A 12,572-nucleotide genomic window follows, 5' to 3' on the forward strand; every position below is an offset into this window, starting at 1 on the left:
AACCCCGAACCGTCCCGCGCGTGGAGAACCCAGTTATCCTGTAGTTGCCAAACTCGGTGCCGGGTTCGCCTGCACGGACGCGGTTCGAGACGGTGTGTTCCCGGGCTTCGGCGGCGGTGTTGCAGCACCTTCGCCGGGGCCCGGTCCATGTGGATCAGTCGTGCTGGGACTGCGGTGTGTCGGCTCCCCCTTCCGCCGGCGTGGCGATGTCGGCGGGTATGCCGCCGTCGCGATGCCAGGCCCGCCAGCCCTCCACGTCCGGGAAGCTGCCGTCGGCGAGCGAATCACGCAGTGCGCGTGCCCATTCGGACTCCGCCGCCAGCATGGCCAGCTCGTAGTCCTCTTCGATCAGGAACAGCCGCGGCACGGTGCCGTCCAGGGCGGCCAATTGGGCGCGGTTTTCGGCAATGATCCGGTCCAGCTTGGTGATTCGCTGGGTGAGCAGGTCGACGACCTCGTCGGGCGGCAGCACCGAGGCGACGGACAGCCCGGCCATGAAGCGGCGCTTCTCGGGCTCGGGGTCGGCGATGAGTTCCCTGGTCCAGTCGGTGAGTTCGGCGCGCCCGGCGTCGGTGATCCGGTAGATGGTCCGTTCCGGCCGGGCGCCGTCGCGTTCGCTGCCGGCGATTTCGAGGAAGCCGTGCTTGGCGAGGTTGTCCACGACCGTGTAGAGCGAGCCCCACTTGACGCTCATGTCGTTGTCCTTGCCCCATGCCCGCAACTGCGCGGCGATCTCGTATCGATGCATGGGTTTGACGACGACGGCGGACAGCACCGCCAGCCCCATCAGATTCGCGACCTTGCGCTTGCGGGCCATTCCGGAACCCCCTTACTCGTCTACGAATATACGTCTACGAGTATTCGGCGACAACCATTCGGCCCGAATCGAACTCCGATCGGCGTCTACGCGTGGGCGAAGCGGGCGCGCAGGTGGTCGGAGGTGGCCTGGTCGGCGGGCAGGAACGCCTCGAGGTGCAGCTCCGACAGGGTGATGTCGGTGGCCGTCGCGAACGAGGTGATCGTGGTGATGAGCCGGAGTTCGCCGGCCTCGGACCGCAGCCGGAGCGGCACCGCGAAACCCAGATGTCCCGGGCCCGGCTCCACCGGCGGCAGATAGCCTTCGAGTTCGGCGATGAGCGCGTCCAGTGCGGGATCCGGGCTCCGGCCCGCGCGATTGCGGAGGCTGTCGGTGACGTGCCGCCCCCACTCCGGCAGGTTCTCCACCCGCCTGGCCAGCCCGTCCGGATGCAGGGCCAGTCGCAGCACATTGATCGGGGGCTCCAGCAGTTCCGGCGCACAGCCCTCGGTCAGCAGCTCGAATCCGGGATTGGCCGCCACCAGCACGCCGAACGGCCGGGTCACCACGGCCGGATACGGCAGATGCCCCTGCAGGATGGTGTCGAGCGCATGCCGGACCGCGTCGAGTTCCGGTGCGTCCAGCGAGGATTCGGGAAAGATCGGCGCATAGCCCGCCGCCAGCAGCATTGCGTTGCGCTCCCGCAGGGACAGTCCCAGCACCTCGGCCAGGCGGACCACCATGATCCGTCCCGGCTGCGAGCGCCCCTGCTCCAGGAAGCTCAGATACCGCTGGCTGGTCTCGGCGGCGATGGCCAGATCGAGCTGACTCAACCGCCGCCGAGTCCGCCAGCCGCGGAGCTGCTGTGCGAACGGTGTGGTCGTGGCCGGGGCCATGGTCGTCATACCTCCACTGTGTTCGAGGCGGTGTCGCGTCGCGATTCCCTCCAGGGAATCGTCACACGGCCGGGGAGCCGCGCCTTGATCATTCCCTGTAGGGAATCGCGGTGGCGGCCGGCGCGGCACAGACTCGGAGCCATGAGCGATGGACATGATCAGAACCCGAATGGTGTTGCCTACCACCTGGATCCGCTGCGCGGCATGGCCGGATTGAGCACGGCGGTGCAGGCGGCGCCGATCCCCGGCCCGCACCAGGTGCTGGTGCGGGTGCGCGCCGCCTCCCTGAACCGGCGCGACATCATGCTGATGGAGGGCACCTACCCGGTGCCGGCCCGGCCGGGCGTGGTGCCGCTGGTGGACGGCGTCGGTGAGGTGATCGGCCTGGGTGCGGGCGTGACCCGCGCGGCGCTGGGCGACCGGGTGATGGGCACCTACTTCGTCGGCTGGAACGACGGCCCGCAGACCCAGGCGCTGAGCGGTCAGCAGTACGGCGCGACCCACGATGGCTGGCTGGCGACCTATGTGGTGCTGGAAGAGGACTCCGTGGTCCAGGTGCCGCCGCATCTCACCGATGCGGAAGCCGCCGCCCTGACCTGCGCGGGTCTGGTGGCCTGGGCCGCGGTGACCAAGCCGGTGCCCGTCGGCCCCGGCGACACCGTCCTCACGGTCGGCTCCGGTCCGGTCGGCCTCTTCGCGGTGCAGCACGCGAAAATGCTGGGCGCGCAGGTCATCTCCCTCACCTCATCGCCGGAGAAGGGCGAGCGCCTGCGCAAGCTGGGCGCGGACGAGGTGGTGGACCGGACCGCGACCCCGGACTGGGAGCGGGTGGTGCTGGAGTACACCGACGGCCTGGGCGTACAGCGCGTGGTGGAGGCGGTGGGCAAGCGGACGCTGGCGAAATCCCTTGCGGCTACGGCCTACAACGGCGAGGTCGTGCTGATCGGGGCCTTCCCGGCCGAGCCCGGGCAGCAGCCCGCCGATCCGCTGGGCGGCAAGTATGTCGGCCTGCGCCGCGTCGCGGTGGGCAGCCGGGCGGATCTGGAGTTCATGAACCGCACCATGGCCGAGCACGGCGTGCGGCCGGTGATCGATCGGGTGTATCCGTTCGAGCGGGCGGTCGAGGCGTTCGAATACTTCGAGACCGGTGACCCGTTCGGTAAGGTGGTGCTCACCCTGAATTGATAGCAACTTATCGGCAATCGGTTCGGATAGATATCCACCTGGAACTATTTCCTTACCTTGTAGCCGGTTCAGATAGCCAGCAAATCTGTGTACCGTGCCTTGAAGGAGAAGCATTTCGGATCTACGGGTGTGTGCTTCGAGCCGAAGGAGTTCCCCGGTGGCGGTGGGCGCGGTACGCGAGAGACCCGGTGCGGCGGGGGAGGAGCCCGCCGCCGCGAATGACGGGATCCCTGGTCTGACCGCGGCGGGGGCGATGTCCTTCAAGGTGCTCGGCGGCCTCCTGGTCCTCTCCTTCAGCGTGATCGTCGCCCTCATCGGCGGCACCATGTGGGCCGCGCTCGAGCGACCCGGCGGTGCCGAAACACCGGACACCCCACCGGCTTCCACGTCCACCGCCCCGGTGTCCGTCAAGGCGCAGCCCCGGGTGCCCCCCTCCGCCCCCTCCGCCGCTCCGTCGCCACCACCGCCCGCCCCGGCCGGAGCACAGAATCCCGCGCCCGCCCCGGCACCCGCGCCCGCCCCGGCACCCGCGCCCGCGCCGGCACCCGCTCCCGCCCCCGCCCCGCAAACCGAGCAATACGTCCCTCCGCCCGCGCCGGTCCAGGTGGCTCCCGAGCCGCCCGCACCCGCTCCCGCGGCGCCGCCTCCACCACCGGCCCCCGCACTGCCGGACATTCTGGCCCCGATCCTCCCGTTCCTGGTGCCACCCCCGCCCCCGCCCGCTCCCTAGCTGTCGGGGCCCGGAATCCGAAGGAGGACAGCCATGCTCGGCACCGCAGACGAGATCGGGCGCGACCACGGCGATATCGACCCCCGGCGGCTGGGCCGCGTGATCCTGGCCGCCGTCCTCATGGCGATGGCCGTCGGGGTGGGCATCTGGCTCACCTCGTCCGGTGATCGCCCGATCGCCGGCACCTCGATCGTGAATGTCCCCCGCCCGCGTCACGACCATGTCGCCCCCGCTCCGCATCCACCCAATGTCGCTCCCGCCGAACAGGTTCCGTCCCCTCCCGGACGGACCCCGGATCCGGCTCCGCCGGTGGTGATTCCGGCGCCGGTCGCACCGCATCCGGTGGATATCCCGGCGCTGGTGGGCCCGAACGGCGGGCCGGTGAATCCGCCCGCGCCGCCGGAGGATTCGGGCCGACCCTCCGGCTAGAGTCCGGAAACCCCTGCCAGCTGGCCGATTCCGTAGGTAACGGCCATGGCCAGCGCACCGCCGATGACCACCCGGAGCACGGCGCGGCGCGGATTGCTGCCACCGAGCCGGGCGCTCACCGACCCGGTCAGGGCCAGCGCCACCAGCACGGCGGCGAAACAGACGGGGATGCGCCACTGGGTCGGGGGCAGCAGGATGGCCAGGATCGGCAGGATGGCGCCGATGGTGAAGGATACGGCCGACGACAGCGCGGCCTGCCACGGATTGGTGAGTTCGTGTGGGTCCAAACCCAATTCGGCCTCGGCGTGGGCGGCGAAGGCATCGTGCGCGGTGAGTTCCTGGGCCACCTGGCGGGCGGTCTCGGCGGACAGTCCCTTGGCCCGGTAGATCTGGGTCAACTCGGCCAGTTCGTATTCCGGCTCCTCGGCCAGCTCCCGCTTCTCCTTGGACAGCAGTGCGCGCTCGGAGTCGCGCTGGGTGCTGACCGAGACGTATTCGCCGACCGCCATGGAGATGGCGCCGGCGGCCAGGCCCGCGACGCCCGCGGTGAGGATGGCGCTGGAGTCGGTGGACGCGGCGGCGACACCGACCACCAGGCCGGCCGTGGAGACGATGCCGTCATTGGCGCCCAGCACGCCGGCCCGCAACCAGTTGAGGCGGGCGGCGAGGCCCTCGTCGTGCGGCTCGTGCGGGTGCGGTAGCGCTCCGTCGGCGGTTCCGGCTCCGGTGTCGTCCACGTGGGCAGCCTAATTCACCGGGACGCACTCATGCGGCAGTGCGTCCGGGAGAGGCATGGCTCCCATTTGTGAGGTGTGCGGACGGTTTGCTGCAACGATGGGGTCATGGCGGGTTTGGGCAAGCGGTACTGGTCGGTCGTTCTCCCAGTGCTGGGCGCCGCAGTACTGGCCGTGACCTGGGGGCACCAGCTGGGCCCGGTCCCGGCGGTCCTGGTGGGGGCGGTGCTGATCGGTGCGGTGCTGGCCGCGGTGCACCACGCGGAGATCGTCGCGCACCGGGTGGGCGAGCCGTTCGGGTCGCTGATCCTGGCGATATCGGTGACCATCATCGAGGTCGGGCTGATCGTCACGCTCATGCTCTCCAGTCCGGAGAAGTCCGCCGCACTGGCACGCGACACCGTCTTCGCCGCCGTAATGATCACGTGCAATGGCATTTTCGGCCTCTCGCTGCTGGTGGGCGCCCTGCGGAGGCGGGTGGCGGTCTTCAATGCCGAGGGCACCGGCGCGGCGCTGGCCACGGTCGCCACGCTCGCGACGCTGAGTCTCGTACTGCCGACCTTCACCACCAGTGAGCCCGGCCCGGTGTTCTCGTCCTCGCAGCTGACCTTCGCGGCCGTGGCCTCGCTGGTCCTCTACGGCGTGTTCGTGATGGTGCAGACGGTCCGGCATCCGGACGACTTCCTGCCCGTCGAGGGTGTCGCGGCGGTCGACGACGGGCACGAGGAGCCACCCACGCGGCGGCAGGCGCTGCGCAGTCTGGGGTTGCTGCTGATTGCCTTGGTCGGCGTGGTCGGCCTGGCGAAGGTGGACACGCCGAATATCGAATCCGGTATCGCCGCGGTCGGGCTGCCGCAGTCCGCGGTCGGCGTGGTGATCGCGATGCTGGTGCTGCTGCCCGAAACCATTGCGGCCGTGCGCACCGCGCGCCGGGATCGGGTGCAGATCTCGCTGAATCTGGCGCTGGGTTCGGCCATGGCCAGTATCGGCCTGACCATTCCGGCCATCGCGCTGGCCTCGATCTGGATCCCGGGCCCGCTCATGCTCGGTCTGGGCGCGACCCAGATGGTGCTGCTGGCGCTGACGGTGGTGGTCGGCGCGCTCACCGTGGTGCCCGGACGCGCGACGCTGCTCCAGGGCTGCGTGCACCTGGTGTTGTTCTCCGCCTTCGTTTTTCTGGCGGTCAGTCCGTAATCAGGAGTTCCAGCGATAGACCTGGCCGTCGCGTAGCTCGTAGGACGTCGCGGGATTGGTGGCATCGTGACGGGACAGCAGCGCCATGACGCGGGTTCGTCCGCGGGTGGTGACGCCGTCCTCGGTCCAATGCACATAGGGGTGCACCAGTTTCGCGAATTCCGCCCAGTCGCCGGCTTCGATCGTGTGCAGGACCGCCGACACCGTGTTGTCCACAGCGACAGTGAACACGCACTGTCCGGGTTGTGCGCGGGTTCGCGGTGAAATCGGGGTAGCTGCGAGATCACTCAATTCGGGTTTGGGTATGGCCGAGGGGTGTGGAACGGCCTCGCCTGAGGTTCGCTCCGCGTGTGATGGGCATCATATCGATAGCCGATCAGCTCTGATAACACGTTCTAGATCTGCAGGTCACGTGCCTATTGGTCCCGCTGACCGGGACCGATCTCGGAGGTACCGATAGGTAACTTAGAGGTTCCGGTCACACCTTGAACCGATTTGTTGTAACTCCGGGTAACCATTAGCTTTGATGGCAGGCAGTGTTGCCGATCACGGAGAAGAAATTTGAAGCTCGCCACCACACGTCGGTTCCGGCGTCCCGAAGAAGCAGTCCTGCGATGACCCGGGCCGTCCATGATCGGTCCGCCGTGCGCATCGTGCGTGACAACTTCTACAGCACCTCGGTGGCGTCGCTGCGCACCTTCGGTCGCGCGGTCGGAATTGCCGAGGAAGCCGTGGTCGGCACCGTCACCGATATCGCGCGCCGCCAATTCCAATGGAAAGAAGCCATTCTCCAGGCCTGGCGGCTCATAACCGTGACCGCGATTCCGGCCGTGCTCATCGCGATTCCGTTCGGTGTCATCGTTTCGGTCCAGGTGGGCAATCTGATTCACACCCTGGGCGCGGATTCACTGCTGGGCGCGACCGGCGGCCTGGGCGTCATCAAGCAGGGCGCGCCGCTGGCCACCGGCTTCCTGCTGGGCGGCGCGGGCGCCGCGGCACTGGCGGCGGATCTGGGCGCGCGCACCATCCGCGAGGAGATCGACGCGCTGAACACCATGGGCATCAGCCCGATTCACCGGCTGGTGATCCCGCGCCTGGTGGCCATGGTCTTCGTCGCGCCGCTGCTGAACGTGCTCATCATCTTCGTGGGCGTGCTCGCCGGCTACGGCGTCGCCATCGGCGGGCAGGGCGTGACGCCGGGCTCGTACTGGTCCACCTTCGGATCCTTCACCACCACCGCTGATGTGTGGGTGTCGTTGTTGAAGGCCGTGATCTTCGGCTTCCTCGTGGTGATCATCGCCTGCCAGCGCGGGCTCGAGGCGAAGGGCGGCCCGCGGGGTGTCGCCGACGCCGTGAACGCCGCGGTGGTGCTGTCGGTGGTGTCGATCGTGACCGTCAATCTGGTCGCCACCCAGGTCACCGATCTCTTCCTGCCCACGAGGCTGGCCTGATGTCGGCAACCTATGTGCCCAAGGGGCTGGGCTGGGCCGCGCGCGCCTATCGCCGCCGTGGCCTGATCCTGCGCCGGGTGGAGAACCTGGGCTTCACGCTGGCCTTCGTCTGGCAGGTGCTGTCGTCGATTCCGTTGACGCTGAAGCGCTACCGCAGCGAGACCATGCGGGCCATCTCGGATATGACCTGGGGCCGCGGCTCGGTCATCGTGGGCGGCGGGACCGTGCCGATGATGATCGTGCTCGGCCTGGTCATGGGCGCGTCGGTGGCGGTGGAGTCGTTCACCACGCTGGACATGCTTGGCATGGGCCCGGTGTCCGGCCTGGTGTCGGCCTACGCCACCACCCGTGAGCTGGCGCCGATCGTGGCGGCCATCGGGTTCGCCGCGCAGGCGGGCTGCCGCATGACCGCCGAGATCGGGTCGATGCGCATCTCCGAGGAGATCGACGCCATCGAATCCCTCGGTCTGCGTTCGGTTCCCTTCGTGGTGACCACCCGCGTGCTCGCGGGCGCGGTCGCCATCGTGCCGACCTTCCTGATCGCGCTGATCCTGTCCTACGCGGCCTGCCGCGGGCTGATCACGCTGGTGCACGGGGCCTCGGCCGGTGTGTACGACCATTACTTCTTCCAGTTCGTGTCCGGGTTCGACGTGATCGCCGCGGTGGTCAAGGTGGCCGTGTTCGCGGTGGTGGTCATCCTGATCCACTGCTACTTCGGCTTCTTCGCGACCGGCGGGCCGGAGGGTGTGGGCATCGCCTCGGGTAAGGCGGTGCGCGCGAGTTCGGTGGCCATCGTGGCCATGGACATGGTGCTGTCGCTGTCCCTGTGGGGCTTCAACTCGGCGATTACGTTCACGGGGTAGGGGATGCCGAATTACGGAATGCCGGGTGTGGCCGTCGATCGCAAGCGGGCGATGACGGTCGGCACCGTCGCGCTGGCGCTGGTGGTGGCCGTGGTGGCGGGCTGGGCGCTGTACCGGTCACAGCAAACCGAGGCCGGACTGCCGATTTCACTGCGCACCGAGCAGATCGGTGACGGCGTGCTGGTCGGCACCGACGTGCGGGCCAATGGCGTGGTGATCGGCAAGGTCACCGAGATCGCGCCGGATCAGCACGGGACGCAGCAGATTTCGCTGCGGCTCGACGATGCCGAGCTGTTCGGGCTGGACGACAGCCTGCAGGTGGACTACGCGCCGGCCAACCTCTTCGGCATCAGCGAGATCGAATTGCGCAGGGGCGCGGGCGGTTCCCCGCTGCGCTCGGGCACGGTGCTGGACTTCACCGGCAGCCGCGCCGCCGCGGTCTACGACGCCACCATGGGCTCGCTGCTGCGGAGCGCCTCGCAGGTGGGCGGTTCGGTGCTGACCCCGCAGATGGCGTCGGTGATCGCGCAGGCCGCGGCCGATACACAGGCGCTCATGCCGCTGGCGCAGGCGCTCGTCACCGCGCAGCGCACCATTACCGACAACCAGAAGATGCCGATGTCGGAGCTGGTCGGCAAGCTCGGCCCGGCCTTTGACGGCGGCGGCCGATTCGCGGGCGCGACCGTGCAGGTGGTGGATCTGATCCGCAGTATGCAGCGGCTGCAGACCGACCGCGCCGCCTACGACAAGGGCGTCGCGACGGTCACCGGCCAGCTGCTGCCGGCGCTGGCGACCACCTTCACCCAGGCCGGGAATCAGCTCTCCGGCACCACCGACATGCTGGTGCCGGTGCTGACCGCGCTGGCGCAGATGGTGCCGCAGCCGCAGCAGTCCGCGGCCGAATTGCGCCTGCTGCTGGAGCGTTTGCGCGCGGCCATGCCGGACACCGGGCAGGGGCCGGTGCTGAATGTGGAGGTCGACCTGAAGAGTGTGCCGGCCATCGCGGTGCCGCTGCTGGGAGGGGCCAAATGAGGCGTGCATCGCGCAGCGATTCCATCAGGGGCGGCGGTGGGGCGACGGGTGGGCGTGTGAAAGCCGCAGCCTGGCGGCTGGCCTTGTTCGCGGGCGTCATCGGGGTGGTGCTCATGTTGGTGCTCACCGCGATTCAGCGGCCGGTGTCGGGGAAGACCGAGACCCACGATGCCATCTTCACCGATGCCAACGGTTTGAAGGTCGGCGACGACGTGCGCATGTTCGGCGTGCAGGTCGGCAAGGTGAAGCAGATCGGTCTCGAGGGTGCGAAGGCGCGGGTTCAGTTGTCGGTCAAGACCGATGCGCCCGTCTACGACAACTCCAAGCTGGCCATCCGCTACCAGAACCTGACCGGCCAGCGGTACATCGATCTGCAGCAGCAGCCGCAGCCCGGCAACCGGATTCCGGCGGGCGCGCGCATCGGCGAGGACCACACCGTGCCGTCGTTCGATGTGACGCAGCTGTTCAACGGCCTGAAGCCGGTGCTGCAGACCATTTCCCCGGAGGCCATCAACCAGTTCAGCGCCAGCATGGTGGCCCTGATCGAGGGCGACGGCAGCGGGATCGGCCCGGCCATGGACGCGATCGGGAAACTGGCGTCGTACGTGGACAACCGGCAGCAGGTGATCTCGACGCTGATCCACAACATGTCGGATCTGTCGGACCGGCTGGGCGGGCGCGTGCACTACCTGGTGCCGCTGCTGAAGCAGCTCTCCGACATCTTCGAGGCGCTGCAGCAGAACATCGGCGGCCTGGCGCAATTCGCGGTCACCGCGCCCTCGGTGCTGCGGCCCATCGACAATCTGCTGCGCTCGCTGGGGATCGACAGCGGGTCCGATGTGGACGCGCTGATCCGCAAGATCTTCCCCGATGCCAAGGAGGCGGTGGACGCCTTCGGCCGCCTGCCCGCGGTGCTGGGCGCGGCCGACGCGGCCCTGCCGACCGGGCCGAGCGGCTGGAAGCCGGTGTGCAGCAAGGGAACCGCCGATGTGCCGGCGGTGGTCAGGGTGCTCGTGTCGGGACAGCAGGTGGCGATATGCAACGGATGACATGGCCCCGCTTCTCGAGCGGGCTCGGTTTGAAACGTGACGATCGGGTGGTCGACGACGCCACCGAGCAGAAGCGGCACCTGCGCAAGGGCGTCATCGGTGCGGTGCTGGTGGTGCTGGGCCTGACGGCCGCAGGTGCGCTGTACGTGATCCCGTTCGGCAAGCACACCTACACCGCGGAACTGTCCGAGGCGCAGTCGGTGAAGGCGGGCGACGACGTGCGCATCGCCGGTATCTCGGTCGGCGAGGTGAAGTCGCTGGAGCTGAAGCCGGACAGGGTCGTCATGCGCTTCACGGTGAAATCCGATGTGTTCCTGGGCGATCAGACCTCCCTCGACATTCGTATGCTGACCATTGTCGGCGGCCACTATGTGGCGGTGTTCCCCGCCGGGAGCAAACCGCTGGGGTCCGCGGCTATTCCGGCGGACCGGGTGCGCCTGCCCTACAGCCTGATCGAGACCTTCCAGGACGCGGCCACCCCGCTCTCCAAGATCGACGGTTCGACGCTGAACAAGAACCTTGCGGCACTGGGCAATTCGATCGACGGTTCACCCGACACCCTGCGCACCACGCTGACCACGGTCGAGACCTATGTGGACGCGCTGGACAAGCAACGCAGTCAGGTGTCGAACGCGGTGGCCGTGGCCGACGAGTACGTGCGCATGTACGACGGCGCGAAATCCGATCTGGGCCGGCTCATGGACAATGCCAACCTGCTGGTCACCGTGCTCGACGACAAGCATGCCGAGATGGCCGAGGCCATCCGGCTGCTCAGCGACGTGCTCGGCCGGCTCGGCGGTGTGGAACCCACCTGGTCGGATCTGAAGCCCAAGCTGACCGAGGCCATCACCCAGCTCGAACAGCTCGGCCAGAAGTTCACCCCGACCCTGACCGCCGCGCAGGACCTGCAGAAGAAGCTGTCGGACCTGGTGATTCCGGACGGGGGCGTGCAGGTCGACCAGTCGCAGCAGACCGTCACGTTGTCGCAGCAGCCCGTGGCACAGCCGCAGGTGTGCATTCCGGTGCCGGGGAAGGACTGCTGATGTTCAAGCGGATGCTCGGATCGCAGGCGTTCATGTCGGTCGCCGGTGCGGTGCTGGTGGTGCTGCTGGCGGTCGTCGGCTACCTCCTGTGGTTCAACCCGATGAAGAAGACCGTGTCCTACTGCGCCGTCATGCCCGACGCCGTCGGTCTGTACGCCGGCAACAAGGTGACCATGCGCGGAATCCCGGTCGGCACCGTCGATTCCATCGACTCCGACGGCACCAAGGTCAAGGTGAAGTTCTCGGTCGACGCGAAGTACCCCGTGTACGCGGACGCCGCCGCCACGACGGTCTCGGATTCCATTGTGGCCGATCGCAATCTGGCCGTGCTCAACAGCGGCAAGGATCTGGCGCACTGGGATTCGTCGCAGTGCATCACCAAAACCTTGACGCCCAAGAGCATTACCGAGACCCTGACGGCGATGGCCGATCTGTCCTCGCAGCTGCAGCAGGCGCAGGCCCCGGATGCGCTGGCGCACGGCCTGTCCGCGCTGGACTCGGCCACCCAGGGCGCGGGCCCGCAGATCAACGAGATCGTCAAGAAGCTGGGTTCGGCGCTGGCCCAGCCGGATGCCGACATCGGGCACCTGGCGGGCATCTTCGACGCCTTCGCCGCGGTCGGTGCGAAGGTCGAGCAGCACTGGGGCGACCTGCGCTCCATGCTGCTGCGGCTGGCTCCCGCCCTGAACAATGCCGGCACCGAATTGCTCGGTCCCGGTGCGCAGCTCATCGACCGGCTCGGTGAGGTGCTGCCCATGCTCAATGATCTGGTCACCATCGCGGGCGACCCGATCATGCGCGGTCTCGACGACACCCTGCCGCTGGTCCGGCTGCTGCGCGCCAACGTCGGCTCGCTGTCCGAGGTGATGCTGAAACTCCCGGTGCTGGCCAATGCGGCCCAGAACATCATGGGCAACGGCATCACCTACGGCTCCCCGCGCGCCGCCCTGCCGGCCCCGCAGGCCGAACAGGTCTGCGCCGCCGTCAACGCCGTCACCCCGGGCAGCTGCACCGACGCCGCCAACGGCATGGTGAACGTCCCGCTGGTCCCGTTGGTGCTCGGAATGGCAGGTGTGCGATGAGGTTCGGACGCTGGGAGATCGTCATCGCCACCCGGCCTGGTTCCGGTGCGCGAGAGGTCAGCTCGGCCTGTTCGTCGAAGCCTGCGCA

14 protein-coding genes are annotated in these 12,572 nt (G+C 68.4%); 10 read left to right on the top strand and 4 right to left on the bottom strand.

Annotated features, from left to right (window positions below; all coding sequences use genetic code 11):
* Positions 1–154: 154 nt before the first annotated feature.
* Both ACQP1O_RS06095 and ACQP1O_RS06100 read right to left on the bottom strand, forming a co-directional pair.
* On the bottom strand, positions 155–817 hold the full coding sequence (locus ACQP1O_RS06095; RefSeq protein ID WP_433564885.1) for a PadR family transcriptional regulator: 663 nt from the start codon (positions 815–817) through the stop codon (positions 155–157).
* Between the two features lie 86 nt (positions 818–903).
* On the bottom strand, positions 904–1,701 hold the full coding sequence (locus ACQP1O_RS06100) for a helix-turn-helix domain-containing protein (protein WP_433564886.1): 798 nt from the start codon (positions 1,699–1,701) through the stop codon (positions 904–906).
* 132 nt (positions 1,702–1,833) lie between these two features.
* Between ACQP1O_RS06100 and ACQP1O_RS06105 the strand changes: the two genes are divergently transcribed.
* The 3 genes from ACQP1O_RS06105 to ACQP1O_RS06115 all read left to right on the top strand — a co-directional run bounded on the left by ACQP1O_RS06105 (position 1,834) and on the right by ACQP1O_RS06115 (position 4,036).
* Entirely contained in the window at positions 1,834–2,877 is a 1,044-nt protein-coding gene (locus ACQP1O_RS06105) for a zinc-dependent alcohol dehydrogenase family protein (RefSeq protein WP_433564887.1), read from the top strand.
* Positions 2,878–3,034: 157 nt separating this feature from the next.
* The gene (locus tag ACQP1O_RS06110) at positions 3,035–3,607 is read left to right on the top strand and encodes a hypothetical protein (protein WP_433564888.1); all 573 of its coding nucleotides are present in this window, start codon (positions 3,035–3,037) and stop codon (positions 3,605–3,607) included.
* Positions 3,608–3,640: 33 nt separating this feature from the next.
* Positions 3,641–4,036 (top strand): hypothetical protein, encoded by a 396-nt coding sequence (locus ACQP1O_RS06115; protein WP_433564889.1) that lies wholly within the window; start codon positions 3,641–3,643, stop codon positions 4,034–4,036.
* On the opposite strand, the gene ACQP1O_RS06120 is transcribed toward ACQP1O_RS06115, so the two are convergent.
* On the bottom strand, positions 4,033–4,773 hold the full coding sequence (locus tag ACQP1O_RS06120) for a VIT1/CCC1 transporter family protein (protein WP_433564890.1): 741 nt from the start codon (positions 4,771–4,773) through the stop codon (positions 4,033–4,035). The two genes, ACQP1O_RS06115 and ACQP1O_RS06120, sit on opposite strands and share 4 nt — an antisense overlap.
* A gap of 105 nt (positions 4,774–4,878) precedes the next feature.
* Here ACQP1O_RS06120 and ACQP1O_RS06125 point away from each other — a divergent pair, with 105 nt between their 5' ends.
* The gene (locus ACQP1O_RS06125) at positions 4,879–5,964 is read left to right on the top strand and encodes a calcium:proton antiporter (RefSeq protein ID WP_433564891.1); all 1,086 of its coding nucleotides are present in this window, start codon (positions 4,879–4,881) and stop codon (positions 5,962–5,964) included.
* Here the strand turns inward: ACQP1O_RS06125 and ACQP1O_RS06130 are convergent, their stop codons facing one another.
* Entirely contained in the window at positions 5,965–6,195 is a 231-nt protein-coding gene (locus ACQP1O_RS06130; RefSeq protein WP_433564892.1) for a nuclear transport factor 2 family protein, read from the bottom strand.
* A gap of 383 nt (positions 6,196–6,578) precedes the next feature.
* On the opposite strand from ACQP1O_RS06130, the gene ACQP1O_RS06135 reads away from it, so the two are divergent.
* The 6 genes from ACQP1O_RS06135 to ACQP1O_RS06160 are packed head-to-tail and all read left to right on the top strand — an operon-like array spanning position 6,579 to position 12,484.
* On the top strand, positions 6,579–7,415 hold the full coding sequence (locus ACQP1O_RS06135; RefSeq protein WP_433564893.1) for an ABC transporter permease: 837 nt from the start codon (positions 6,579–6,581) through the stop codon (positions 7,413–7,415).
* Positions 7,415–8,278 (top strand): ABC transporter permease, encoded by an 864-nt coding sequence (locus tag ACQP1O_RS06140; protein ID WP_379387864.1) that lies wholly within the window; start codon positions 7,415–7,417, stop codon positions 8,276–8,278. The genes ACQP1O_RS06135 and ACQP1O_RS06140 overlap by 1 nt, the downstream gene beginning before the upstream one ends.
* A 3-nt stretch (positions 8,279–8,281) precedes the next feature.
* On the top strand, positions 8,282–9,310 hold the full coding sequence (locus ACQP1O_RS06145) for an MlaD family protein (RefSeq protein WP_433564894.1): 1,029 nt from the start codon (positions 8,282–8,284) through the stop codon (positions 9,308–9,310).
* Between the two features lie 56 nt (positions 9,311–9,366).
* Positions 9,367–10,359: an MlaD family protein gene (locus tag ACQP1O_RS06150; protein ID WP_433564895.1), complete on the top strand. Its 993-nt coding sequence runs from the start codon at positions 9,367–9,369 to the stop codon at positions 10,357–10,359.
* Positions 10,347–11,402 (top strand): MlaD family protein, encoded by a 1,056-nt coding sequence (locus tag ACQP1O_RS06155; RefSeq protein ID WP_433564896.1) that lies wholly within the window; start codon positions 10,347–10,349, stop codon positions 11,400–11,402. Before ACQP1O_RS06150 ends, ACQP1O_RS06155 begins: the two co-directional genes overlap by 13 nt.
* Entirely contained in the window at positions 11,402–12,484 is a 1,083-nt protein-coding gene (locus tag ACQP1O_RS06160) for an MlaD family protein (protein ID WP_433564897.1), read from the top strand. Before ACQP1O_RS06155 ends, ACQP1O_RS06160 begins: the two co-directional genes overlap by 1 nt.
* Positions 12,485–12,572 lie beyond the last annotated feature (88 nt).

The sequence above is a fragment of the Nocardia sp. CA-151230 genome, assembly GCF_050942175.1.
Lineage (GTDB): Bacteria > Actinomycetota > Actinomycetes > Mycobacteriales > Mycobacteriaceae > Nocardia.